23 protein-coding genes are annotated in these 24,670 nt (G+C 47.5%); 5 read left to right on the forward strand and 18 right to left on the reverse strand.

The annotated features are described in order from the left end of the window. The first annotated feature begins 381 nt into the window (after positions 1 to 381). Both E2B99_RS13100 and E2B99_RS13105 read left to right on the forward strand, forming a co-directional pair. The gene (locus E2B99_RS13100; protein WP_134245587.1) at positions 382 to 1,569 is read left to right on the forward strand and encodes an ammonium transporter; all 1,188 of its coding nucleotides are present in this window, start codon (positions 382 to 384) and stop codon (positions 1,567 to 1,569) included. A gap of 244 nt (positions 1,570 to 1,813) precedes the next feature. Further along, positions 1,814 to 2,335 carry a DUF421 domain-containing protein gene (locus tag E2B99_RS13105; protein WP_134245589.1) on the forward strand — a complete coding sequence of 174 codons (522 nt, stop codon included), beginning with the start codon at positions 1,814 to 1,816 and terminating at the stop codon, positions 2,333 to 2,335. A gap of 53 nt (positions 2,336 to 2,388) precedes the next feature. Here E2B99_RS13105 and E2B99_RS13110 read toward each other — a convergent pair whose 3' ends face one another. Beyond that, positions 2,389 to 2,709 carry a DUF4870 family protein gene (locus E2B99_RS13110; protein ID WP_134245670.1) on the reverse strand — a complete coding sequence of 107 codons (321 nt, stop codon included), beginning with the start codon at positions 2,707 to 2,709 and terminating at the stop codon, positions 2,389 to 2,391. Between the two features lie 84 nt (positions 2,710 to 2,793). Continuing rightward, entirely contained in the window at positions 2,794 to 3,558 is a 765-nt protein-coding gene (locus E2B99_RS13115; RefSeq protein WP_134245591.1) for a YARHG domain-containing protein, read from the reverse strand. Positions 3,559 to 3,680: 122 nt separating this feature from the next. On the opposite strand from E2B99_RS13115, the gene E2B99_RS13120 reads away from it, so the two are divergent. Beyond that, positions 3,681 to 4,304 (forward strand): DUF2306 domain-containing protein, encoded by a 624-nt coding sequence (locus E2B99_RS13120; RefSeq protein WP_430981487.1) that lies wholly within the window; start codon positions 3,681 to 3,683, stop codon positions 4,302 to 4,304. Positions 4,305 to 4,365: 61 nt separating this feature from the next. On the opposite strand, the gene E2B99_RS13125 is transcribed toward E2B99_RS13120, so the two are convergent. Then, positions 4,366 to 6,018 carry a mechanosensitive ion channel gene (locus E2B99_RS13125; protein WP_240687838.1) on the reverse strand — a complete coding sequence of 551 codons (1,653 nt, stop codon included), beginning with the start codon at positions 6,016 to 6,018 and terminating at the stop codon, positions 4,366 to 4,368. 459 nt (positions 6,019 to 6,477) lie between these two features. After that, positions 6,478 to 7,026 (reverse strand): DUF805 domain-containing protein, encoded by a 549-nt coding sequence (locus E2B99_RS13130; RefSeq protein WP_134245597.1) that lies wholly within the window; start codon positions 7,024 to 7,026, stop codon positions 6,478 to 6,480. Between the two features lie 160 nt (positions 7,027 to 7,186). On the opposite strand from E2B99_RS13130, the gene E2B99_RS13135 reads away from it, so the two are divergent. Further along, the gene (locus tag E2B99_RS13135) at positions 7,187 to 7,609 is read left to right on the forward strand and encodes a hypothetical protein (protein ID WP_134245599.1); all 423 of its coding nucleotides are present in this window, start codon (positions 7,187 to 7,189) and stop codon (positions 7,607 to 7,609) included. 24 nt (positions 7,610 to 7,633) lie between these two features. On the opposite strand, the gene E2B99_RS13140 is transcribed toward E2B99_RS13135, so the two are convergent. Continuing rightward, on the reverse strand, positions 7,634 to 8,422 hold the full coding sequence (locus E2B99_RS13140; protein ID WP_134245601.1) for a ferredoxin--NADP reductase: 789 nt from the start codon (positions 8,420 to 8,422) through the stop codon (positions 7,634 to 7,636). Between the two features lie 97 nt (positions 8,423 to 8,519). On the opposite strand from E2B99_RS13140, the gene gigC reads away from it, so the two are divergent. Continuing rightward, on the forward strand, positions 8,520 to 9,407 hold the full coding sequence (gene gigC / locus E2B99_RS13145; protein ID WP_134245603.1) for a LysR family transcriptional regulator GigC: 888 nt from the start codon (positions 8,520 to 8,522) through the stop codon (positions 9,405 to 9,407). Between the two features lie 25 nt (positions 9,408 to 9,432). On the opposite strand, the gene E2B99_RS13150 is transcribed toward gigC, so the two are convergent. From E2B99_RS13150 to nuoC, 13 genes are all read right to left on the reverse strand, one after another. Continuing rightward, a complete protein-coding gene (locus E2B99_RS13150) occupies positions 9,433 to 9,939 on the reverse strand; it encodes a GNAT family N-acetyltransferase (protein WP_134245605.1) in 507 nt (168 codons plus the stop codon). A gap of 11 nt (positions 9,940 to 9,950) precedes the next feature. Then, complete coding sequence (gene upp, locus E2B99_RS13155) at positions 9,951 to 10,604, reverse strand: uracil phosphoribosyltransferase (RefSeq protein ID WP_134245672.1); 654 nt, start codon at positions 10,602 to 10,604, stop codon at positions 9,951 to 9,953. 159 nt (positions 10,605 to 10,763) lie between these two features. Next, positions 10,764 to 12,233: an NADH-quinone oxidoreductase subunit NuoN gene (gene nuoN, locus E2B99_RS13160; RefSeq protein WP_134245607.1), complete on the reverse strand. Its 1,470-nt coding sequence runs from the start codon at positions 12,231 to 12,233 to the stop codon at positions 10,764 to 10,766. A 3-nt stretch (positions 12,234 to 12,236) separates the two neighbouring features. Beyond that, the gene (gene nuoM / locus E2B99_RS13165) at positions 12,237 to 13,841 is read right to left on the reverse strand and encodes an NADH-quinone oxidoreductase subunit M (RefSeq protein ID WP_134245609.1); all 1,605 of its coding nucleotides are present in this window, start codon (positions 13,839 to 13,841) and stop codon (positions 12,237 to 12,239) included. 1 nt (position 13,842) lies between these two features. Continuing rightward, positions 13,843 to 15,720, reverse strand: a complete 1,878-nt coding sequence (gene nuoL / locus E2B99_RS13170; protein WP_134245611.1) for an NADH-quinone oxidoreductase subunit L — start codon at positions 15,718 to 15,720, stop codon at positions 13,843 to 13,845. Beyond that, a complete protein-coding gene (gene nuoK, locus E2B99_RS13175; RefSeq protein ID WP_026470970.1) occupies positions 15,717 to 16,025 on the reverse strand; it encodes an NADH-quinone oxidoreductase subunit NuoK in 309 nt (102 codons plus the stop codon). The genes nuoL and nuoK overlap by 4 nt, the downstream gene beginning before the upstream one ends. Then, positions 16,025 to 16,585, reverse strand: coding sequence for an NADH-quinone oxidoreductase subunit J (nuoJ, locus tag E2B99_RS13180; protein WP_026470971.1), 561 nt, complete (start codon positions 16,583 to 16,585; stop codon positions 16,025 to 16,027). Before nuoJ ends, nuoK begins: the two co-directional genes overlap by 1 nt. Positions 16,586 to 16,598: 13 nt before the next feature. Further along, complete coding sequence (nuoI, locus tag E2B99_RS13185) at positions 16,599 to 17,162, reverse strand: NADH-quinone oxidoreductase subunit NuoI (protein ID WP_034279245.1); 564 nt, start codon at positions 17,160 to 17,162, stop codon at positions 16,599 to 16,601. A 19-nt stretch (positions 17,163 to 17,181) separates the two neighbouring features. Next, a complete protein-coding gene (gene nuoH, locus E2B99_RS13190) occupies positions 17,182 to 18,171 on the reverse strand; it encodes an NADH-quinone oxidoreductase subunit NuoH (RefSeq protein WP_134245674.1) in 990 nt (329 codons plus the stop codon). A gap of 44 nt (positions 18,172 to 18,215) precedes the next feature. After that, complete coding sequence (gene nuoG, locus E2B99_RS13195) at positions 18,216 to 20,918, reverse strand: NADH-quinone oxidoreductase subunit NuoG (protein WP_134245613.1); 2,703 nt, start codon at positions 20,916 to 20,918, stop codon at positions 18,216 to 18,218. Between the two features lie 11 nt (positions 20,919 to 20,929). After that, entirely contained in the window at positions 20,930 to 22,279 is a 1,350-nt protein-coding gene (gene nuoF, locus E2B99_RS13200) for an NADH-quinone oxidoreductase subunit NuoF (RefSeq protein ID WP_134245615.1), read from the reverse strand. Continuing rightward, a complete protein-coding gene (gene nuoE / locus E2B99_RS13205; RefSeq protein WP_134245617.1) occupies positions 22,276 to 22,785 on the reverse strand; it encodes an NADH-quinone oxidoreductase subunit NuoE in 510 nt (169 codons plus the stop codon). The genes nuoF and nuoE overlap by 4 nt, the downstream gene beginning before the upstream one ends. A 15-nt stretch (positions 22,786 to 22,800) precedes the next feature. After that, positions 22,801 to 24,600, reverse strand: coding sequence for an NADH-quinone oxidoreductase subunit C/D (gene nuoC / locus E2B99_RS13210; protein ID WP_134245619.1), 1,800 nt, complete (start codon positions 24,598 to 24,600; stop codon positions 22,801 to 22,803). Between the last annotated feature and the right edge of the window lie 70 nt (positions 24,601 to 24,670).

The raw sequence follows: 24,670 nt of genomic DNA on the forward strand, positions 1-24,670 counted from the left end.
CATAGTTGTTATTACAGAGAAGCTTATTTGCATTTTAAACCAAGCCGATAAAACACATGGTTTCCCTTCATATTCACATGGCTTATTCACTTTTAAAAATTTAGTGTTCAAAAATGAAGCAAATCTGATCCATTATCGTCCATTCAATCCTGCACCACTTTGGTATTTTTTGCACTAATCCAGCCATTTTTTGCACCAAAAAAAGAATGGCTCCAGAAAAGTTCAAATTTCCATAGCTATAAAATTCTTCAATTTTTAAAATTTATTATTTAAATATCAATGTACTAAAAACTAAATAAATTTTTGGCATTACAATTGAAAGACATTACCCAGTATTGATCAATCAGCTCCTTTCAAAATCGTTTTGGAACAGGTTCAACTATGACCAGCAATGACGTTTTATTTCTTCTTCTGGGCGCCATTTTGGTGCTGGCCATGCATGCCGGGTTCGCATTTTTAGAGGTTGGTACAGTCAGGACAAAAAATCAGGTGAATGCTTTAAGCAAAATCCTGACTGACTTTGCTGTTTCCACCATTGCCTATTTTTTCATTGGTTATTATGTGGCCTATGGTACGCATTTTATGCATGCCGATACTGCCATTACTACCGAGCACGGCTATAACCTGATCAGGTTTTTCTTCCTGCTCACCTTTGCGGCTGCCATACCTGCCATTATTTCTGGCGGGATTGCCGAGCGTGCCAAGTTTCGTCCACAAACCATTGCCACCTTTACACTGGTTGCGCTGGTTTACCCTTTCTTTGAAGGTATTGCTTGGAACAATCATTTTGGTATTCAGGATTGGCTGCTACGTACCTTTAGTGCCAATTTCCATGACTTTGCCGGTTCGGTGGTGGTGCATGCCATGGGTGGCTGGATTGCCCTGCCTGCAATCATTCTGCTGGGCGCGCGTCAGGGTCGTTATGGCAAGGGTGGAAAAATCTCGGCGCATCCGCCTTCCTCCATTCCTTTTCTGGCACTGGGCGCATGGATTTTAATTGTGGGCTGGTTTGGCTTTAATGTGATGAGTGCCCAGAAAATCGAAGGGATTTCAGGGCTGGTGGCAGTGAATTCACTGATGGCTATGGTCGGTGGCACACTCATGGCCAATACACTGGGCAAAAATGACCCCGGCTTCTTGCACAACGGGCCATTGGCAGGATTAGTAGCCATTTGTGCCGGTTCTGATGTCGTACATCCACTAGGCGCACTGTTTATTGGCGGTGTGGCTGGTGGTTTGTTTGTCTGGCTATTTACTTTTACCCAGAACCGCCTGCGTGTTGATGATGTGCTGGGGGTCTGGCCGCTCCATGGCGTATGTGGTGCGTTTGGCGGGCTGGCAGCAGGCATTTTTGGCTTGCAGGCATTGGGCGGTCTGGGCGGTGTTTCCTTTATGTCCCAACTGATTGGCACCAGTTTGGGCATTAGCATTGCGCTGGCTGGCGGCTTTGTGGTTTATGGTATTTTAAAGGCCACCATTGGCATTCGCCTGACCCCGGAAGAAGAATACAACGGTGCCGATTTAAGTATTCACCGCGTATCCTCCACTTACGACCAAAACCTGTTTTAAGGTCTTAACCAGCCTTAAGTCACGTATGAACCAAAGCCATGCAGTTCATGTTTTGAATCATGGTCGCATGGCTTTTTTATGCTTAGTCTTAGGCTAAATATCTTACTTTAACTAACTGGCTTAAAGAATTTTGAGATCAACTTATTATTGATCAAACTGTTACGTGATGCCAACCAATTCACTTCATTCCCTGAATAATGCTTCAGCCATAATTAATACCATCACAATAACTCGCATAATCATCATGGAATGGAATAGCATTTTTTCATTTGACATACCCGTGCTGGAAATGTTTATTCGTGGCACAGTCATGTACTTGGCTTTAATCATCCTGATGCGGGTCATTTTAAAGCGGCAGGCTGGCGGTATGGAAACTGGCGATTTGCTGCTGGTGATTCTGCTGGCTGATGCCTCACAAAATGGCATGGCAGGCGATTATAAAACCATACCGGATGGCCTGATTTTAGTCGCCACCTTAATGTTCTGGAACTTTTTTCTGGATTGGCTTAGCTATCGTTTTGCATGGTTTGAACAGCTGTTAAATGCACCACCCGTGCTGCTCATCCGGCATGGCAAAATGATACACCGCAATATGCGCAAGGAATTCCTGACTCAGGCCGAGCTGCTTAGCCAGCTGCGTGAGCAAGGTATTGATGATGTTAAAAAAGTCAAAAAGGCCTATATTGAAAGTGACGGCAAACTTAGCGTCATTGCCTATGAGCAGCGCACCAGACAACAGGGCAAACTCCATGATAAACAACTTTAAGCCCTTAATAGAACCCGACAATTAAGCCGGGATGGTATACATTGCGCTATTGCTTATTCAATGCTACGTCGTTCATTAAATGCCAAAAAGCCCTTAACCATGCGGTAGATGTACCACAGAGTTAATGCAAATAAAATGACATAGCCAATCAGGATAAAACGGGTAATGGTACCAATCAGGCCAATAAACAAGACACACCAGAAGGTCTTGATCTGCCAATCAAAATGACTTTGCAGCCAAGTACCACGCACGTCATCCCGTTTGACGTAATTCATGACAATCGCAATAATGGCTGTAATCCCTGAAAACAGGCCTAGCGCATACAGAATATAAATAATCAGGGTAAGCTGGCGGTTACTCTCAAGGTTTTGCAGATTGTGAGAATACTGCGTATTCAATGGGTCATAATTATTCATAATCAATTTTCCTTTTTAAATGGCTGATGGACAATTAAAAGATTAGCGTCCCCAGTCAAGTTCCACGTTCTCAGCATAGGGTTCCATGAGCTTGATGCGCTTGATATTCTCGCGTTCAATTTTGCTAAGTTGCTGTTCAACATTCAAACTGCACGGGATATACCAGTCCTTGTCACTAAACAGGCTGGCAATGACTTTATTGCTAAACGAGTAATTGTGGCGGGCATAGATTTCATTACGCATGTATTGCAGCTCCTGTCTGCTAATCTGCAAATCGCTGTCTTTCAGCAGGCGCTGGGAGGCTTCTGGAAATTCGCCAACATTCATTTGATAACGGCACTGCTGCGGTGCCAGTTCAAAAAATTTGGGTTGAATGCCTGCCTTGTTGGCTTGCCATGACCCTTCAATAGACTTTGGTTTGCTTAAATCCAGATGCAGTTCAAACACACCAGCGCTTTCAGGCTTACCTGTTTCACGCGCAATAATCTTGTATTTGTTGTTCTGTTTATTGTTACCTTCAGGTTGTATTGTCCCTACAAAACCTTGCTTATTAGCGCCAACAATACTGTAACCCCTCACTTGCCCCTGCTGGATACTTTCAATAAAAAACCCAATACGACGTGTATCAAAACTACCCGACCAGCTACTAACGAATCGACTTAAAGCAGTCTGCTTTGATGGACTCTGGTTCAAACCTGTGGTGCTTGCTGCATAAAGCGGACTGGCAAACAGGCCAAGCAGCATCAGGCTAAGGCTATAAACTCTATTGTTATAGCAATTGTGATTGGCCTTGTTGTGGTTTTTCATACTTCAATTCTCATATTAATTTTCTGCTTTAGGCTTTACAAATCAGGGGGCTTGTTCAAAATAAAAACATTTCATTCTTGTTCAATTCTTAAATGACCCACCTAAAAACACATTACAACATCATGCTATTTGTTCTGTTGGGCATTTTTATCTGGCTTTGCGTGCTGATGGTTAAAATTTGCCTCAGCTATTTTCCTTGGTCGGATACACAAGGTTTTTTGGTATTAAAACAGGATGTGGTGCATTTTTTGCCGTGGCAATGGGCATTCAAAATTCATGTTGCTTGTAGCAGTTTAATTTTACTGGCGGGTTTTACCCAGTTCTGGCCTGCTTTTAGGCAACGTTTTCCATTATGGCACCGACGCTTGGGCTGGCTGTATATTATTGCAGTACTTGGCTTTGCAGCCCCCAGTGGTCTGGTCATGGCTGTTTACGCGGCTGGCGGGTTAGCAACACAGGTATGCTTTGTTATTCTGGGAATTTTGTGGATTGGCAGCACGGTATTGGCGTTAAAATATGCCATCCAGAAGCGCTGGTACAAGCACCGTAACTGGATGATCCGCAGCTTTGCATTGTCGTTATCTGCCTTGAGCCTGCGTTCATGGAAATTACTGCTGTATCAACTAACACCTTATATTGATGGCCTAAGCCCAAAGCTGATCTATCAACTGGAAGCCTGGCTGGGCTGGGTAATCAATTTACTGATTGCCCAACTCATCATTTACTGGATTAGCCATAAAAAATAATCTGTCCTGCATAAAAAAACCGCTAATTTCTCAGCGGTTTTTTAGTGATTGCTATTAAAGCTTAACGCAGGGGATTGATGGGAGCATCCGGGTCATCCGGTAGAATCAGCTCATTATCCGTACTGGTTGCTGGTGGTGTCGTTTCCGAAGGACTAATGATTGGAGACGCTGTAGAAGAACCAACAGGCGAACCCAGACCAGTAGCCAAAGGCACTTCCATATCTGCATTACTCATGCCTGATGCAGTTGGTGGCGAAGGCTTTTTGGCCTCTTCTTTTGCCTTGTTCAGCATGTCATCAAGCAGGCGTTGCGCAGGTTCGCGGCCACCCAGACCAAAGGCCAGTGCAAAGGCAACTGCAACAGCACCCAGCGTCAGACCAAAGGCCAGATTAACAATGGAATCGGCAATGCCCATGGCGCGCAGGCCCATCGCCAGCACCAGACCAATAATCAGCACACGTACCACGTTGGCCAGCCACAATGAATAGTTGTAACGGCCACGCTGTACAATATCGCCAATCAGGTTGGCCAGCCAGAAGCCAATGATAAAAATGGCAACGCCCAGCAAGATGTTGGCACCAAAGGCAATGAAGGTTGTAATCAGGTTGCTGACCTGGTCAAAGCCCAGACGGTTTGCCGCTTCAGCCACTGCAAACAGCATGGCAAAAAATACCAGCAGCTTGCCAATAATGGCCGACAGATTGGTGCTGCCCAAAAAGCGCTGCATGTCCAGCTTGGCAGGCAAGCGATCGAGTTCGGTACCTGCCATCAGGTTAACCAGAATACCAGCCACAAACTTGGCGACCACATAAGTGATAATCAGGATCAATGCCGCCGCAATAATATTGGGAATGGCATACATGATCTGATCCAGCATGCGGATGGCAGGCTGCGAAATTGCCTCAATATGTAAGGCATCCAGTGCAGCAATCAGGGTTGGAATCAGGATCAGGACAAATACAATCGAACCGGCAATATTGGGAATGCTGGTGGTATTTTTAACGCCAACATGCGAAGCAGCAGATTGCAGGTTCAGACTAGAAACCAGACCGACCACAATGTTGCGCACAATTTTGGCCACAAAGTAACCTACAAAACCAATCACCAGTGCGGCAAACAGGTTCGGCAGGAACAACAGTAAATCATTTACCATGTTCTGTACCGGCAGCAACAGGCCATTTAAGCCCAGTGCAGACAGCACCATCGGAACAAACAGCAACAGGATTAACCAGTAAATAATCTGGCCAATATTATTGCTTAAGGGTTGTACGCCAACATCTGCACTCAAGCGCTCATCCAGTGTGGTGCGCGCCAGTAACCGGGTAATTCCGGCACGTGCCAGCGTTGCCAGCACCCAGCCCAGTACAGCCAGCACCAGTGCAGACAATACACGCGGAACAAATAGCAGTACTTCATTCACCATATTGGAAAATGGCGCTGATACGGCATGCAGATTTAACAGGTTAAAACTGGCAATTACCGCAATAATTAAAATAAACCAGAACACCACGCGCCCGGCAATATGTTCAATATCGGTATGGTGCCCTGTAGAGCTGTTGACATGTCGATTGACATTGAGTTTTGAAAGTAACTTACGTACACCTGCGCCAGCTAGCAGTGCAATAACCCAGCCGACGAGCAGCAAGGCAATAGCACCGAGAATAGGTTCTAGCTGAACACCATATGTATGCTGGAAGTTCTGGAATTTATCCATAGCTAACCCCTTGATCATATCGGTCATTCATTTTTATTAATGAGCAGCTTGCATCTGCACGTCTGAATTAATTATTCAGCATTTTGTTTTCAGCGGTTGGCGTGCAATTGGGAGCTACTCATCAATACCCTTTTATCTTCGAGATCATGACTTAAGTTTTTTGCTATGAAATCAACTTAGTGATGACCCTAAATAACCTTAGCAAAGCGTCAAAATATAAAAACAACGCTTTTGTTTCGTTCATACTGTTTTTGTCAAGCTAAGTAGGATTTTTATTAATATCTAAAATTTAATTTTTATTTTTTAAACATTTATTGCCTTGCATCTAATATTTACAGCTTTTTAGAATTGCACTCCTCTCCACAATTACTATACTTAGCCCTCATCCTGGGCTTAAAAACAAAAAAGCCAAAACAATGCTTTGGCTTTTTGAATAAACTTACGCTTTAAGATAAAGTTTTAATATTTTGTCATGTTCGCCAGATTTGACATATCACCGGACATGCCGCCCAGCATAGTCATCATCACAATCAAACCAACAATTCCCAGTACGGCCAAGATAATGTAAATCACCCCCAGTATACTTTCCCAGCCTTTATTGGGACGTGGCGGGCCAAAATTATTGCTGCCACGTGTGCCCGGTGCAAAAGTTACATACAGAATAAAAATCACATTTACCAGTGGCACCAGCATCAGTAATGACAGCCAGCCGCTTTGATTCAGGTCATGCAGGCGTCGGATAGTGAGCACAAAGGCATAGTAAAAAAATATGATGTAAACCACTACCATAACCAGAATGCTGGCTGTTCCAATCCCTGCATAAGGATCAGTAGAGCTGGCAGAATTACCAAAAATGGCAATACCCAATATTGCAACAATCGCAATAATCAAAGAAATCACCAGATACCAGGCCAGATAAGCCAGCCGGGCTAAACGACCGCGTGGTGAAAGTGGATGGTCAGCAACTGGTGCCATGACAGGCGGCTGTGAAGGATCATAAGTTGTCATAAATTTACCTCGTGTACCCTAATTATCATTAAAAGTTATTGCTGGATTTTTTACAGGTTAGATCATTTAACCGTCAACAGTATAGATAGCGTATTATTTTTTGCTTTGTCAACAAAACTTACTTAAAATTGCGCGTTCTTTTAGCAGTTTAAGTGCTGTGATGCCCTACTCCGTTACACCCGTTCAGCTTGACCTGCCCACCTCACTCAAGCACCAATGCTGGCTGCACACCTCAAGAGATGGTCATTTAATTGGCATTATTGCTTTTGAAGGCGATGCACCACAATTAAACTGGTATGACCTTGAATACCTGAGACGGCGTAGTGACGAATTTTCAGTCATGGCTTTTCCTGAATATATTTCAGCACTGATTATTGACCTGCGTAATCTTGAAGCGCGGCTGGAAGCTGATGCGCCTATTTTCCCGTGGCGCCTTACGGAAGAAGATTGTCCTATTCGGGTACTGGTCAGTGCTGAGCAGCGCGCCTATTATTCTTCGGTGTTTGAACCGGCTTGGCTGGCCTGGGATTTACAGGCAACCATCAAGGACATGCGTGACTTTTTTGATATGCACTATCATTAATTTAACTGTTGCGATTATTTTAATTTACCAGTAATTTTCTACCGCAATATTCCCCTCACCACGCCGGTTCATGCTGAGGCCACGTGCTTTAAGTGCATTACGTGTATCGTCTACCATTTGCGGATTTCCACACAGCATGACATGACTGGTTGCAGGATTTAATGCCAAGCCTGCCTGCTGTTCCAGTAAGCCGTTTTCGATCAGTATTGGCAAGCGTTGATGTAAAACATATTGATCTAAAACATGATCACTTGCCGGACTATCTGCCCGCGTGATAATTGGCAGAAATTTAAAACGTGCCCCACCTTCGCCAAAACTTTGGGCAATACTTTCAATGTCTTTGACATAGGCAAGTTCATCACGGGTACGCACACTATAGGCCAGGATAATGTGCTGATATTGCTGCCACGGGGCAAAGTCCTGCAACATGGATAAAAAAGGTGCCAGTCCGGTTCCGGTAGCCAGCAACCACAAATCATGCGGTAGAGGTTTCTGGTAGCGTGCCAGTGTCAAAAATCCATAGGGAATTTTTTCTAGCAACAGAGAGTCCCCGGCTTTTAAATGCTGCAAGCGTGAGGTAAATGCACCATCTGGCACGACAATAGAAAAAAATTCCAGTTCCTCGGCAAACGGTGAAGACACTACGGAATAGGCACGAAAAATTTTCTCACCGTCCACCTCAATGCCAATACGGGCAAACTGCCCGGCACTAAAGCGGAAATGTGCAGGCCGGGTCAGGGTAAAGCTAAACAGATTTTCACTCCAGCGCCGTACACTCAGGACGGTTTCGCGGGTAAATTTTTCTTCATTCATCGGTACATACTTATATCTCTACACTGCCCGGCAATGGTAGCATGTATTCATACTGTTCCTAATTTTCAAACCAAAAAAGTCACAAAAGGTACACTTGATGCGCATGACGTTAAGACAACTCGCTGTCTTTGTTGCCGTTGCCCAGGAAGGCACTGTTACCCGTGCCAGTGATGCAGTGCGCCTGACCCAGAGTGCGGCCAGTATGGCACTGGCTGATCTTGAAGATGCGCTGGGTGCTCCCCTGTTTGACCGATTGGGCAAGCGCTTGCAGCTGAATGACCTCGGCCGGTTTTTGCTGCCACAAGCGCTGGAAATTCTGGGTCGCTGCGAAGCATTTGAACAGGCGGCGCAGGGTGAACTGCAAACTATTGATTTGCGTCTTGGCGCAACTTTAACCATTAGTGATTATCTGATGCCAGACCTAATGGCAGACTTTTTAAAGTTCCAGCCGCAGGCGCAGCTTCAATTACAGGTTGGCAATACACGCCAGATTATCGAAGCAGTGAGCCAGTTCCAGCTTGATCTGGGTCTAATTGAAGGTTCGTGCCACTTACCGCAATTGCAGGCCTTTCCGTGGCGAGATGATGAACTGGCGGTTTGCTGTGCGCCGCAGCATCCGCTGGCTCAGCTCACCCGGCCACTAGACATCAGCGACTTTCAGCAGATTGACTGGATTTTGCGTGAGGAAGGCTCAGGCACGCGTGAAGTTTTTGACAATGTAATGCTCAAAGATTTGCCCAATGCCAAGTTGCGACTGACGCTGGGGCATAATGAAGCTATTTTAAAGGTGGTGGCGGGTGGTCTTGGGGTGGCCTGTGTATCACGGCTGGCTATTGAACCGCTAGCCAATGAAGGTCAGCTTGTCATTCTGAATACACCATTCTGGACACTCAAACGCCCGTTATTTATGCTGGTACACCGCCAGAAGTACAAAGGCCCTGGCCTAAAAGCTTTTATGGAATTTTGCCGGGCAAACAATCAATAGCTGATTACCCAAGGTGATTGAGCAATCAGTCCAGATATTTTTGCCAGAACTCGGCAATACCTGTATTTTCATCCAGCTGATAATTGTTGTAGCCAAATGCGTGATAAGCCCGTTTGGCAGGTTCATTGCCGCTCAGTACTTCCAGCGTCATCTTGCAACAACCCAAAGATCTAGCATGGGCCTCGGCTGCCTCAAACAGCTGGCGTGAGATACCCAAACCACGCGCCTGTTGTTGCACAATCACATCATGGATATTCATTAAGGGCTGGCATTTAAAGGTGGAAAAACCCAAGAAGGCATTCAATACACCAACGGGTCGATGTTGATGATATGCCAGCCATGAGTAAGCAGTTGGAAAATTTTGTAGCTTTTTCACCAGATTATCTTGGCAAAACTCACTTAACGCTTCACCGCCACCCATGGTGTCTTGCGCATATTCATTCATTAGCAGCACCAAGTCCTTGGCATAGGTCGGGTTGCTGTAATCAACCCTAATGATGCTAATATCAGTAATATTGAATGAATGAGCCATAGAATAAATTGCTAAGGTTTATTAAAAATAATTTTCTTTTGAATGGTGCCAAAAATCTTATCACCAGCATCACCCAAGCCTGGGATGATATAGCCTTTTTCATTGAGACACTCATCAATGGAAGCCGTATAAATCATCACATCCGGATGATGCGTTTGCAGGTTAGCAATCCCTTCTGGTGCAGCAACCAACACCATCACGCGAATTTCTTTGCACCCTGCCTGCTTCAATAAATCTATGGCTGCCAGCAGTGAATTTCCAGTAGCCAGCATTGGATCAATAATTAACGCCAAACGTGCATGAATATCCGGCGCCAATTTTTCCAGATAACTGCGGGCTTCCAGCGTTTCTTCATTACGTTCAAGACCCAGTACGCTGACCTTGGCACTAGGAATCAGGTTGAGCACACCTTCCAGCATGCCAATCCCCGCACGCAAAATGGGCACAATGGTAATTTTTTTGCCAGCAATACGTTCTACGCTCACTGGCCCTGCCCAGCCTTCAATCACCTCATTTTCCAGAATCAGGTCTTTGGTGGCTTCATACGTCAGTAGAGAAGCTATTTCCTGTGATAGCTCCCTGAAATTCTTGGTGCTAATGTCGGCACGGCGCATTAAACCAATTTTATGGCGAATCAGGGGATGACGAATTTCTAGGATAGGCATATCAATCTGAACGGCTGCGGTAAACAACAGCATGATAATACAAAAAAGGATTTAATATAAAAAAGCAGCATTAAAAAACCCAGCATCGAAAAGAAAAATGCCCCAACAGTGTTGAGGCATTTTTAGACAACAGATTAAACGACAGTAAATTAGCTAGCCTTAGCGCATCACCACGATTTGAGCTAGTGCTGCCAGTTTAATCAGTGGTTGCGGATAAACACCCAGTAGCAGCACCAGCAATGAAGTCAGCAGTACCATAATACCGCCTGCTTTTACACCCCAGTTGGTCTGGGCATCAATGCGTGGTGTATCTGGTGGGGTCATGTAAAGCACCACCATCACACGCAGGTAATAGTACAAACCAATCGCACTACCCAGAATAATCATGGCAGCCAGGAACCAGCTCATGTTCTGTACTGCAGCCATTATCACAAAAAACTTGCCAATAAAGCCAGCAGTTAATGGAATGCCTGCCAGTGATAGCATCATGACAGTGAGCACGGCCGTGAGCACTGGACGACGCCAGAACAGGCCGCGATAATCAGCAATGGATTCTGCTTCAGTGGTACTATAAGGACTGGACATCAGTGCAACCGCGCCAAACGCACCAATGGTGGTCAGTACGTAGGTCACCAGATAAATGCTGACCGTTGCAATAGATGATACACCCAGACAAATAATGGCAATCAGCACATAGCCAAAATGCGCGATAGATGAATAACCCAGCAGGCGTTTTAAGTTAACCTGACGTACTGCCAGCAAATTACCCACCAGAATCGACAACACCGCAATTGTAGCCAGAACAGTATGCAGCCCTTCCATTGCCAGTGAACTGGATACCAGTAAAAAGCGAACTGCAACGGCCAACATGGCAACTTTGCTGACTGTAGCCAGAAAAGTTGCTGCTGGTGCAGGCGCACCCTGATACACATCAGGTGTCCAGCCATGAAATGGTGCCAGTGATAACTTGAATGCAATGGCAATCACGATCAGGCCAAAGCCCATCACCACAATTGGCTCATGCAGTACCTGCCCCAGAATCTGACCCAGATTACGGAAATCCATGGTGCCAGTATAGCTATATAGGAAAGCCATACCCATCAGTAAAGCCGCAGAAGCAGTTGCTGACAGCACCAGATACTTGATCCCGGATTCCAGTGACTTGCTGCGTTCATGGGTATAAGCCAATAAGCCGTAAGTTGGAATAGACAGCAACTCAAGACTCATAAAGAATGAGGTCATATGGCTGCTAGCAGTCATCAACATGCCGCCTGCGACAGCAATCAGCAGCAACAGGTACAGCTCTTCACGGTTATGCTGGTAGCTATCAATGTAAGCATGCGCCAGCGTACAGCACGCTAGCGAAGCAATCAGGATTAGCGCCATATTAAATAGCGCAAAACCATCAACCACGAATAAACCCATTACAGCTTGCGGGCCAGAGTTCTGGAAAAATACCTGCCAGACAATACAGGCAACAGCAGCATTTAAGCCGATCACGGTTGCCGTTGCAATAAGGTCATGCTGGCGCTTGATGGCAACCAGTAGCATCACCAAAACGGCTGTTAGGCTGACAATAATAACCGGTGCAAGCGGCGCCAGCGGTTTTAGCGTAGAAATCATATCCATGGCTTATTGCATCTCCACGCTATTCATTGGACTAATGTTTGGCGTATTAAACAATGGGTAATGATATGAGTTACTTAACCATTGCATGCTTAAATGCGACGTATTGAGTACATCCTGCGGGAATAGCCCCAGCCATAACAGGCCAACGCCCATCACCAGTAGCATGGTCATTTCACGCGCATTCAAGTCTTTAAATGGCTGAGCCAGTTTTTGCTGTGACTCATGCGGCTGACCAAACATGGCTTTGTGAATCATGATCAGCGTATACAGTCCTGCAAAAACCAGACTCACTGTGGCCAGAATGGTAAAGGCTGGATAACGTGCATAAGAACCCAGCAGAATCAGGAACTCTGCAACAAAATTACCTGTACCCGGAATGCCCATTAATGCAGCACTAAAGAACATCAGGAAAAACGGCAAATAGCGGAACTGTCCCCACAGGCCACCCATCAGGCGCAAGTCACGAGTATGCAGACGCTCATAGATCTGACCTGCCATAATAAACAGCGCAGCAGAAGACAGACCATGTGCCAGCATCATGATCATGACACCTTGCAGGGTCATCAGGTTGCCTGCATAAATGGCCAGCAGGATAAAGCCCATGTGCGACACGCTGGTATAAGCCAGCAGCCGTTTCATGTCAGTTTGCTGAAAGGCCAGCCATGCACCATAAAATACGCCAACCAGACCCAGAATAATCGCAACATTGGCGAAATCAGCCGACGCGTGCGGAAACAGGGGCAGCACAAAACGCAACAAGCCATAAGCTGCTGTTTTGATCAGGATACCAGCAAGGTCTACCGAACCAGCCGTGGGTGCCTGAGCATGGGCATCGGGTAACCAGCCATGAAATGGCACTACGGGCAGCTTCACCGCAAAGGCAATGAAGAAGCACAGCATCAGGCCAAATTCAAAGCCATACGGCAGGGTTGTCCCTAACAGGTGCATATAGTCAAATGACAAGGTATTGGTCTGGGTAAAGCGGATCAGCACCAGAGTTAGAATACCCACCAGCATGATCAAACCAGAGGCCTGCGTGTAAATAAAGAACTTGGTTGCAGCATAAACACGTGAACGGCCAGTTGAACCCGAATGTCCCCACAGTGCAATCAGGAAATAGATCGGTACCAGCATCATCTCCCAGAAGAAGAAGAACAGGAACATATCAATGGCTAGAAACACACCAATAACGCCGCCAAGACTCCATAACAGGTTAAGGTGGAAGAAGCCCACATTTTTCTGAATTTCATCCCATGAGCAGCCTACAGCCAGCACACCCAGCAAGGCAGTCAAGGCCACCATCATCAGTGACAAACCATCCAGTGCCAGATGGAAGCTAATGCCCAGCATGGGAATCCATGGCAGGTTAAATTCTGCCTGCCATACAGGTGCAATGCCCGGTTGTACTACAATGGAAGTGGTTTCAGCATAATGCCCTGCCATCCATAACTGAATGGCCAGACCGAGTGTTACCAGCATGCCAATCAGGGCAATCCAGCGTGGTGCCCGAATACTAACCTTTTCAAACACCCAGCATAAAAAACCTGCAATAAAGGGAATCAGGATTAATGCAGGGAGAACCCAGTTATTAGTTGAAAGTTCCTGCATCTTATTTCCCCAGTACCTGAATCACAATAAGTATCATGAGTAATATCACCGCGCCGATCACAATTGCTGCTGCATAACCACGCAATGATCCTGTTTGGCGATTTGTAGTAACACTGTTACCTGCCCTCACCAGTACTGGAAATACGCCCCAAATCCGGTCTACTGGATCACGTCCCAGCAAACGGGCAATCATCAGGTACGGTTTAACAAATATTAAATGATAAAGCGCATCAAAGCCCCAAGCATTACGCCAGATATGCGCAATGCCGGCACCCACTGATGTGTTTGCCATTTTTTGTACCGAAGCATAGTTAAAGGCAAACAGTACGGCACCCACGATCAGGCCCAGCAGAGCTACCCCAATGGCGGTATATTCAACAAAATGCTTATCGTGAGCCACTGCTGCATTTACCACAAATTCTGGCAATACATTATTGAGTACATGACCTACCGGATGTTGCAGTAGCGCACCAATACAGGTCGACAATACCAGTAGCACACCCAGCGGTAACCAGTAGGTAACCCCTTCAATTTTGTGCGCATGGGTTTTTTCTTCGCCATGAAATACCAGCCAGATTAGGCGGAAAGTATAGATTGACGTCAGGAAGGCACCCACAATGCCAGCCCAGAATAATTCTGGATGACCGGCTGCCCAGGCTTGCCACAGGATTTCATCTTTGGAATAAAAACCAACCGTGATAAATGGTAAGGCTGCTAGTGCACCACCACCCACCAGAAAGCAGACGTATACAAATGGAATGGTTTTACGCAAGCCACCCATTTTGAAAATATTCTGTTCATGGTGACAGGCAATAATCACCGCACCTGAAGACAGGAACAGTAAAGCCTTGAAAAACGCATGGGTTAGCATATGGAAAACAGCAGCCTGATAGGCTTCGGCACCTAGTGCCAAAAACATATAACCCAGCTGACTCATGGTTGAATAAGCCAGTACACGTTTAATGTCTGATTGTACCAATGCTGCAAAACCAGCCATTAGCAAGGTAATCGCACCAATGACACCCACAAAATACAGCACATCTGGCGCAAGCTGGAATACCGGATGCATCCGGGCAATCAGGTAAACACCTGCGGTAACCATGGTTGCCGCGTGAATCAGTGCAGATACTGGTGTTGGACCTGCCATTGCATCAGCCAGCCAGGTTTGTAGCGGTAACTGTGCGGATTTACCCACAGCACCACCCAGCAGCATCAGGGAAGCCCAGGTCACTGCCGGGCTACCGCTGGTTAGCACTTCTGGCGCACGAACAATAATTTCATAAATGTCTAAAGTGCCAAATTGCTGGAACAGGATAAACAAGCCAATGAGCAGCAGAACATCACCCACACGGGTTACGGTAAATGCCTTGATGGCTGCAAAGCCGTTGTCCGGGTTTTTAAAGTAAAAGCCAATGAGCAGGTAAGAACACAAACCTACGCCTTCCCAACCCAGAAACATCACCAGCAGGTTGTCACCCAGTACCAGCAGTAACATGCTGGCCACGAACAGGTTAAAATATGAGAAGAAGCGTGCAAAGCCTTCTTCCCCACGCATGTACCATGAGGCAAACAGGTGAATGAAAAAACCAACACCTGTAATCATGCCCAGCATGACCAGTGACAGGCCATCAAGTTGCAAACCAAAGCTGGGAGCAAAACTGCCAATGTGCATCCATGTCCAGAGAATCTGGTGATAGTAAGCACCCTGGGTATCCTGGCCTAAATAATCGGTTGCTACATACAGTGCAGTTAACGCCGACAGCGCCATTGACCCAACGCCAATGATTGCTGCGAGTTTTTCAGAAATCTGGTCACGCAGACCGGCCAGTAAAATAAAGCCCAGTAGCGGAAAAACGAAAGTTAAAAACAGTAGGTTCATCCGCGCATCTCACTGGCTGCATCAACATCCAGATGCTGGAAGCGATGATAAAATTGAAGCACGATTGCCAGACCAATACAGGCCTCGGCTGCAGCCAACGTCAGGATCAGGATAAACATAACCTGCCCATCCGGCTGACCCCAAACACTGCCTGCCAGCACAAAAGCCAGTGCCGCAGCATTCATCATGATTTCAAGACTCATGAGCATAAACATCAGGTTACGGCGCACCATAACGCCATATAATCCTAGCGCAAATAGCAGTGTTGCCAGAATCAGGCCATGTTCCAGTGGAATTGCTCCCATCATGGTTGCACCTCACTATCTCTTACGAAATCTTCTTTAATCGAATCTTCTTCTGCAACTATAGGTTCACGCTTGCCCAAATGGAATGCGGCGACTAAAGCACCTAAAAGTAACATGGCTGCAATTTCAACCAGCAACAGATAAGGGCCAAACAGCGCAATACCCACCTGCTTTGGACCAACGCCGTGCGTGCCAATTGCAGGATGCGCGGCAGTATTACCAGAAGACAGCATCCATACCAGTGCCAGACCGAGTAAAAAGCTTAGCAAGGCCGGTACAGTCCAGGCCGATGAGTTCAGCCACAATTTTTCCTGCTGGGTGGTCTGTGCGCCCAAATTAAGCATCATCACCACGAACACGAACAGCACCATAATGGCACCGGCATACACGATTACTTCCAGCGCACCTGCAAATGGCGCACCCACGATAAAGAAAATACCCGCCACCGCCAGCAATGACACAATCAGGTTAAGCAAGGCATGAACCGGATTGGTATTGGTTACCACCCGGATCGTAGACAACAGGGCCACAATGGCCATAAGGTAAAATGGCCAGATCATGCTAAATACTCCATCATGGCAGTAGGCTCCGTGTATCAACAGGTGCAGATTCGCGCTCTGCTGCCCCTTTGGGTTTACCATCAATTGCCATACCGGCAACCCGGTAGAAATTATAATCAGGATATTTGCCAGGGCCTGAAATCAGCAAATGCTCTTTTTCATATACCAGATCCTGACGCACATATTCGCCCATTTCAAAATCCGGGGTTAACTGAATGGCCGTGGTCGGACAGGCTTCTTCACACATGCCACAGAAAATGCAGCGTGAAAAATTAATGCGGAAAAACTCAGGATACCAGCGCCCATCTTCTTTTTCTGCTTTTTGCAGCGAAATGCAGCCTACCGGACACGCCACTGCGCACAGGTTACAGGCCACGCAGCGCTCTTCCCCATCCGGGTCACGGGTCAGAATAATCCGGCCACGGTAACGCGGTGGTACGATCTGTTCTGCCGGTACTTCCGGATATAAAATGGTATCACGCTTGCGAAAAGCATGAGTAAATACCATAAACAGGCTACGGACAATCGTCCCTGCTCCAATAACAACCTTCCCAAAGGAAGCCAGAATACTTGTCATAACTGCTCTCCTTGCTCCCTTAGACGGAATAATTGTGCAGAATGACTGCAGCAGTAACCAAAAGATTAATCAGGGTTAATGGCAGACACACTTTCCAGCCAAAATTCATGACCTGATCATAACGTGGACGCATTAAGGAACCACGAGCCAATACAAACATCATGACAAAGAACAGGGTTTTCACAATAAACCAGAAAACTGGTGGAACAAATGGAATTTCAATATTAAACGGCGCTAGCCAGCCGCCAAAAAACAGCACGACAATCAATGAGGAAATCACCACCACGTTGACATATTCAGCAACGAAGAACATGCCCCACTTCATACCCCCATATTCAATATGGTAACCCTCGGCAAGTTCCTGCTCGGCTTCCGGCTGATCAAACGGATGACGGTGAGTCACGGCAACACCGGCAATCGCAAAAATACAAAACCCTAGGAACTGCGGCACAATGTTCCACAGGTCACGCTGCGATTCCACGATGTCACGCAGGTTGAATGAACCAGCAATGGCCACCACACCCATCAGCGACAAGCCCAGAAACACTTCATACGAAATGGTCTGGGCTGCGGAGCGCAAGCCACCCAGCAAGGAATATTTGTTATTGGAGGACCAGCCGCCAAACAAGACAGCGTATACCGCAATACCAGCCATGGCCATAAAGAACAGCAGGCCAATATCAAGGTCAGCCACCCCAAGGGTTGGGCTAACTGGAATTACCATAAAGGACAGGACGGCAGTACCCATTGCCACTGCAGGCGCCAGACGGAAAGTGAGCTTATCGGCAAACTTGGGTGTCCAGTCTTCCTTAAACATGATTTTCAGCATGTCGGCAACAATCTGGAATATCCCGCCGGGGCCAACCCGGTTAGGACCATAGCGGTCCTGCCATAAGGCCAGCAAACGGCGCTCAATAAAACTCATGAGCGCAGCAAATAATACAACCACCAGTAAAATCACAATGGACTGCACCACCATAAAGGTCGTTTGCCACTGGCTGGTGGTCATATAATCATTTAAAAATGATGGAATTGAAGGATCAATCCGCATTGTTAGACTCCTACCGCAGCAGCATCAACGCTGATGGCTATTGAATCGGTCAAGCTGACTACTGGCGCAAGTCCAACCGGATAACCTACATAACCATATGGCAAATAGTCCACCACATTGACTGGCAGGTTAATGCTGGTATCACCTGCTTTTACAGTAACACGCTGGCCCTGCTGAACATTCAGGCGGGCAGCATCATCACGGCTTACACTAAATGCAGCTTCTGGAATGCGTGACTGCATAACCGGGGTACGTACTGTCATTTCGCCACTGGCAAAAATATGATGAACCGGAACCAGACGGTAGGTACTGTCATTGTCCAGTAGCGGTGCTGGAGCCACAAAACTGCGTGCCGGACGTTTTGGCAGACGATCAAACAGGCGCACGCCCGGATCCCCCGCTTTTAGATGTCCACCGACTTCATCCTGAAACTTGTTCCACGATTGTGGTGAGTTCCAGCCCGGCGCCCAGGCAAATGGAATCAGCGAGGATGATTCCTGCGGGCCAACATAGCCTTCCATGGAGAAAGCCAGTGCAGAATCCACATCAACTGGCTGCTTGGGTTCATGCACAGAAATTGGCGCACGCATGGCGGTACGACCAGAATAACGGCGTGGTTCACGGGCAATTTTTAAGCCATGTACACGATAGCCTGCATCTGGCGCAACATCCAGAATGCCTTCCAGCACAGGAATTTTTCTGGCCACTGCTTCAACCACGTCATCCAGTACAGTCCAGTCAATTGACTTACCCTGAATGCCAGTATGAATGGCATGTAGCCAGCGCCAGCTTTCCTTGATGCTGATTTCCGGGTTGTAATAAGCCGGATCAAACACCTGGAAGTAGCGCTGTGCACGACCTTCCTGACTCACCACTGTGCCATCACCTTCAGCAAAACTTGCCGCAGACAATACAATTGAGGCTTTCTTAACGGTTGGAGTTTCCTGATGATCCAGCACAATAATCTGCTGGGTTTTTGCCAGTGCAGTCTTGATCTGTTGCGCTGGCAGACGGCGGTACAGGTCATTTTCAACCACAACCACAGCATCATAGTTTTGCGCAAAAGCCTGTTCCAACGGCATACCGCCCATCAGCGCCAGCCCCATGGAATTCACTTCTGGTACAACCAGTGTCAGGCCAGCTTGTTCGCCCAGGTTTAAGGCAATTTGTGCTGCGGCTTCCATCAATGCAGGTTCTAGCAAGCTGGTTCCAGAAATGATCAGTGGCTTTTTGGCATGCTTGAGCTGACGCGCTACTTCCAGTGCAAACACCTTGGCATCATCGGAAATATCACCATTCATGGCTTCAGCTTTAATCGCGGCGGCAATGGCAAAACCTAAACGTGCAATATCGTTGGGTGAGGCAACCACTTCACCTTCAGCAATATCACTTAAGCGCGTGGCAACCGGACTTAAAATATAAACCGGGCTTTTTGCATCCTGTGCAATACGGGCAACCGGCTCGGCCAGCCAGCCTTGCGTTTTGCGATCGCTTGCCATTTCCAGCCCTTTATTCTTGGCAGACTGGCGTACTGATAGTGCCATACGCGGTGCAGTCTGAGTCAGGTCTTCACCCAGAATCAGGACGGCATCGTAATCTTCCACTTCACGCAGGTTCGGATTATAAATGCCTTCGGTTTGCATCAGGCTAGCCGCTAGCTCAACCAGTTGCTGTTCCTGCTGGGTCATACCGGTAGAAAAATTGTCATTGCCAACCAGCTCACGCAAGGCAAAATTGCTTTCCAGACTGGCGCGTGGTGAGCCAATACCCAGCACGTTCTGGCCTTTTAAGCTGGCAATCGCCTGATCCAGTGCTTCATCTACACTGACCGTTAAGGTACGGCCTTCAATGTGTAACTGTGGCTGACGTGGACGATCCTTGCGATTGACATAGCCTGCACCAAAGCGACCCTTGTCACACAGGAAATACTGGTTGACCGAGCCGTTAAAGCGGTTTTCAATCCGGCGCAGTTCGCCATAGCGTTCTCCCGGAGAAATATTGCAGCCTGAGGAACAGCCCTGACAAATGCTGGGTGCATACTGCATATCCCATTTGCGGTTGTAACGCTCGGAATGGGTTTTATCGGTGAATACGCCGGTTGGACAAACTTCAACCAGATTACCCGAGAACTCGCTTTCCAGTACACCATCTTTTTCACGGCCAAAATAAACCCGTGCTGCGTTGCCATAAACGCCAAGATCAGTACCGCCTGCATAATCCTTGTAATAGCGCACACAGCGATAGCACGCAATACAGCGGTTCATCTCATGAGCAATAAATGGACCCAGATCCTGATTCTGATGCGTGCGTTTGGTAAAGCGATAACGACGGCGGTCATGGCCAGTCATTACGGTCATATCCTGCAAATGACAGTGTCCACCTTCCTCGCACACCGGACAGTCATGCGGGTGGTTGGTCATCAGGTATTCCACGATAGTTTCGCGAAATGCCCGTGCTTCGTCATCTTCAATAGAAATATAGGTATCATTGACAGCAGGTGTCATGCAGGACATCACCAGACGTCCGCGCTTGTCATCCGCATTGGCATATTGTTTCACTGCGCACTGACGGCATGAGCCTACAGAACCCAGTGACGGATGCCAACAAAAATAGGGAATATCAAGACCAAGGGACAGACAAGCCTGTAACAGGTTCTCTGATCCATCAACCTCATAATCTTTACCATCGACATGTATTGTAGCCATCGCCTGGTTCCTTAAGCTTGCTGAGCGTTGCTGGTTTGAACCACGGATTCCGCTTCTTTGGGAATCAGTGCTTCAAACTCGCTGCGAAAATATTTTAGGGCGCTTTGTAATGGCTCCATGGCACCGGGCGCATGTGCACAGAAAGTCTTACCAATCCACAAATTCTTGGTGAGCTGTTCCAGATGGGTAATGTCTTCCATCTTGCCACGACCATGTTCAATGGCAGACAGCGCTTTTACGCTCCATGGCAAGCCATCACGGCATGGCGTACACCAGCCACAGGATTCACGCGCAAAGAATTCTTCCAGATTGCGGGTCAGCGATACCATGCACTGGGTTTCATCCACCACCATGATCAGGCAAGTGCCCAGACGTGAACCTGCTTTCATAATGCTGTCGGCATCCATCGGCAGATCAAGATGCTCAGCGGTTAAAAAGTCGGTGGATGCACCACCGGGCAGCCAGGCTTTGAGCTTTAGGCCATCGCGCATGCCACCCGCATACTCTTCAATCACTTCGCGTGCCGTGGTACCAAATGGCAGCTCCCACAAACCGGGGAAACGCACCTTGCCGGAAACACCATAAATCTTGGTACCGGGGTCCTTGCTCTTGTGGGCAGACAGATTGATATACCACTCTGGTCCACGCAGCAAAATGGCTGGCAGATTATTAAAGGTTTCAACATTATTCACAATTGTTGGGCGGCCCCAGGCACCAGCCACCTGTGGAAATGGCGGCTTGGTACGTGGATTGGCACGGCGGCCTTCCAGCGAATTAATCAGTGCGGTTTCTTCACCACAAATATAACGGCCAGCGCCAGTGTGCACGTGAATTTCAAAGTTCCAACCGGTATCCAGAATGTTTTTGCCCAGATAGCCCTTGGCACGCACCTGTTCCAGTGCTTCATTCAGATAGCGGGCCGCTTCAATGTATTCACCACGAATAAAGATATAACCTTGCGTGGCTTCCAGCGTATAACCCGCAATGATCATGCCTTCAATCAACTGATGAGGCAGCTTTTCCATGAGCAGGCGATCTTTAAAGGTGCCCGGCTCCATTTCATCGGCATTACAAATCAGGTAACGCGGGCCACCATCATTGGGCGCCATCAGCGACCATTTGATGCCTGCCGGAAAGCCAGCACCACCACGGCCTTTAACCGTTGCTGCCTTAACCACTTCCTGCACTTCAGCGGGCGTTAGCTTCAAGGCTTTTTTCATGCCTGCATAACCTTCCAGTGACTCATAAGTATCGACATCATGCAAGAATTCATGATGTTTTAACCGCCAGGTCAACGGATGGGTTTCTGCGGTGCCGTTACCGTGAATAGGTCTTGGTTCTGTATTTACATGGCTCGTCATACATATTGCTCCAGTAAGGCAGCGATGTCATTGACACCGACCAGACCATGCGTATCTTCATTGATCATCAGGGTTGGCCCCTTGTCACAATTGCCCAGACAGCAAATGGGTAACAAGGTAAAGCGGCCATCTGCTGTGGTTTGGCCGTATTGGATTCCGAGGTGCTTTTGAAATGCTTCAGCCAGTGTTTCAGCGCCCATCAGGAAACAGGCAATCGAATCACACAGCAAAATCACATTACGGCCTACCGGACGACGGTAAATGCGGTTATAGAACGTGGCTACACCTTCTACGTCAGCTGCTGAAATACCCAGCATCTGGCCAATCGCAGCTACCTGTGCATCATCCACCCAGCCATTGCGCTTTTGCACAATTTTCAGCGCGTCCAGACAAGCAGCACGCGGATCAGGATAATGGGCAATCTGGTGCTCAATATCGTGAATTTCTTGCGTGGTCAAAATGGCTTCAACATTCACACGCGGTTTTTTATCAGTCAAAATCATCATGATAGTGCTATCCCCTTAACGATCCACATCGGCCATTACAATATCGATGGTCGCCAGATAAATAATCAAGTCGGACACCAGACTGCCATTAATTACAGAAGGAATTTGTTGCAAGTGCGGGAACGTCGGTGTACGAATCCTGGTACGATAACTCATGGTTGATTTATCGGACGTCAGATAATAAGTACTCGCCCCTTTCACTACCTCAGCCATGACGGTAGACTCGCCTGCTGGCATCACCGGACCCCACGATACACTTAAGAAGTGGTTAATCAGGGTTTCAATATCATGCAGGGTTTTGTCTTTTGGCGGTGGCACAGCCAGCGGATGGTCGGCTTTATATGGGCCAGACGGCATGTTGTTCAGGCATTGCTCAATAATGCGCATGGACTGCCAGATTTCTTCGTAATGCACCAGAATACGATCATAGGCATCACCGTGGTAGCATAGTGGCACTTCAAACTCAAAGTTCTCATAACCACTATATGGACGCGCTTTACGCACATCAAAATCAATCCCAGTAGCACGCAAGCCAGTACCAGTAACACCCCAGGCCAGTGCCTGTTTGGCATCATACTGGGCAACGTTGCGGGTACGGCCAATCATCACACTGTTTTGCAGGGCGGCCTTTTTGTACTCTTTTAGGCGGCTTGGCATCCAGTCAAGGAATTCACGCACCAGCTTTTGCCAGCCATTTGGCAAGTCTGCCGCTGTACCACCAATACGGAACCATGCCGGATGCATCCGGAAACCAGTAATGGCTTCAATCACATCATAAATTTTCTGGCGATCGGTAAACATATAGAATACCGGCGTCATACCTCCGGCATCCTGAATGGCAGTACCAATAAACAGCAAGTGGTTATTGATGCGGAAAAATTCGGACAGCATCACGCGGATGACTTGCGCACGGTCAGGAACAGTAATACCTGCCAGTTTTTCAACTGACATGACATACGGCATGTTTTGCGCAACACCGCCCAGATAATCCACCCGGTCGGTATAGGGAATATACGAATGCCAGGTTTGACGCTCGCCCATTTTCTCGGCACCACGGTGGTGGTAACCAATATCAGGCACACTGTCTACAACTTCCTCACCATCCAGCTGCAATACCACACGGAACGCACCATGCGCGGATGGATGGTTGGGGCCAAGGTTTAAGAACATGAAGTCCTCATCCTTGTTGCCCCGTTTCATGCCCCAGTCTTCCGGTACAAAGCGCAGTTGTTCCTGCTCAAAGTCCTGCTTGGCCTTGTCCAGATAGTACGGCGTGTATTCTGTCGCACGCGCAGAATAATCTTTGCGTAGCGGATGACCTTCCCAGTAGGTTGGCAGCAAAATGCGGCGCAACATTGGATGACCCGTAAAGTTGATGCCAAACATATCGTAGGCTTCGCGCTCATACCAGTTGGCATTTGGCCAGATTCGCGTTGCAGTTGGAATGTTCAGATCAGCCATTGACAACGCTACCTTAACGCGAATATCCGTGTTGCGCTCCAGCGACAACAGGTGATAAAACACGGTAAAGTCGGATGGGGGCAACCCGTCACGATGATTGCGTAGACGCTCATCCATGGCGGAAAGGTCGAACAGCATCACATAAGGACGTGACACCGTTCGCAGGAACATTAGTACATCCAGAAGCTGCGAACGTTCAACCCAGATCGTTGGAAAGTCTTCAAACGTGGTTTGTATGCGGAAAGAGTCACCAAACTTGCCGCGTAGCTCTTCTAAAACAGCAAAGGCAGGTCGTTTATCAACCGCAGGTGACTGTGATGCAGCATCTGGCAAAACAATTGATTCTTCAGCCATTGGTTAGGCTTCCTATTTACTACAAATTCTGGCGCACAAGGATCAGCATTAATCACTTGCATAAGCTGGC

It is taken from the genome of Alkanindiges illinoisensis (genome assembly GCF_004377485.1).
Lineage (GTDB): Bacteria > Pseudomonadota > Gammaproteobacteria > Pseudomonadales > Moraxellaceae > Alkanindiges > Alkanindiges illinoisensis_A.

Bases quoted from the DNA above. Each gene is read 5' to 3' on its own strand.
- nuoK (WP_026470970.1), bottom strand. From the start codon at position 16,025: ATGGGAGCAATTCCACTGGAACATGGCCTGATTCTGGCAACACTGCTA.
- E2B99_RS13105 (WP_134245589.1), top strand. From the start codon at position 1,814: ATGGAATGGAATAGCATTTTTTCATTTGACATACCCGTGCTGGAAATG.
- nuoC (WP_134245619.1), bottom strand. From the start codon at position 24,600: ATGGCTGAAGAATCAATTGTTTTGCCAGATGCTGCATCACAGTCACCT.
- nuoI (WP_034279245.1), bottom strand. From the start codon at position 17,162: ATGACAAGTATTCTGGCTTCCTTTGGGAAGGTTGTTATTGGAGCAGGG.
- E2B99_RS13140 (WP_134245601.1), bottom strand. From the start codon at position 8,422: ATGAATGAAGAAAAATTTACCCGCGAAACCGTCCTGAGTGTACGGCGC.
- nuoN (WP_134245607.1), bottom strand. From the start codon at position 12,233: ATGGATATGATTTCTACGCTAAAACCGCTGGCGCCGCTTGCACCGGTT.
- nuoJ (WP_026470971.1), bottom strand. From the start codon at position 16,585: ATGATCTGGCCATTTTACCTTATGGCCATTGTGGCCCTGTTGTCTACG.
- E2B99_RS13130 (WP_134245597.1), bottom strand. From the start codon at position 7,026: ATGACAACTTATGATCCTTCACAGCCGCCTGTCATGGCACCAGTTGCT.
- E2B99_RS13115 (WP_134245591.1), bottom strand. From the start codon at position 3,558: ATGAAAAACCACAACAAGGCCAATCACAATTGCTATAACAATAGAGTT.
- nuoL (WP_134245611.1), bottom strand. From the start codon at position 15,720: ATGAACCTACTGTTTTTAACTTTCGTTTTTCCGCTACTGGGCTTTATT.
- upp (WP_134245672.1), bottom strand. From the start codon at position 10,604: ATGCCTATCCTAGAAATTCGTCATCCCCTGATTCGCCATAAAATTGGT.
- E2B99_RS13100 (WP_134245587.1), top strand. From the start codon at position 382: ATGACCAGCAATGACGTTTTATTTCTTCTTCTGGGCGCCATTTTGGTG.
- nuoF (WP_134245615.1), bottom strand. From the start codon at position 22,279: ATGACGAGCCATGTAAATACAGAACCAAGACCTATTCACGGTAACGGC.
- nuoE (WP_134245617.1), bottom strand. From the start codon at position 22,785: ATGATGATTTTGACTGATAAAAAACCGCGTGTGAATGTTGAAGCCATT.
- E2B99_RS13135 (WP_134245599.1), top strand. From the start codon at position 7,187: ATGCCCTACTCCGTTACACCCGTTCAGCTTGACCTGCCCACCTCACTC.
- nuoM (WP_134245609.1), bottom strand. From the start codon at position 13,841: ATGCAGGAACTTTCAACTAATAACTGGGTTCTCCCTGCATTAATCCTG.
- nuoG (WP_134245613.1), bottom strand. From the start codon at position 20,918: ATGGCTACAATACATGTCGATGGTAAAGATTATGAGGTTGATGGATCA.
- gigC (WP_134245603.1), top strand. From the start codon at position 8,520: ATGCGCATGACGTTAAGACAACTCGCTGTCTTTGTTGCCGTTGCCCAG.
- E2B99_RS13150 (WP_134245605.1), bottom strand. From the start codon at position 9,939: ATGGCTCATTCATTCAATATTACTGATATTAGCATCATTAGGGTTGAT.
- nuoH (WP_134245674.1), bottom strand. From the start codon at position 18,171: ATGACCACCAGCCAGTGGCAAACGACCTTTATGGTGGTGCAGTCCATT.
- E2B99_RS13120 (WP_430981487.1), top strand. From the start codon at position 3,681: ATGCTATTTGTTCTGTTGGGCATTTTTATCTGGCTTTGCGTGCTGATG.
- E2B99_RS13125 (WP_240687838.1), bottom strand. From the start codon at position 6,018: ATGGATAAATTCCAGAACTTCCAGCATACATATGGTGTTCAGCTAGAA.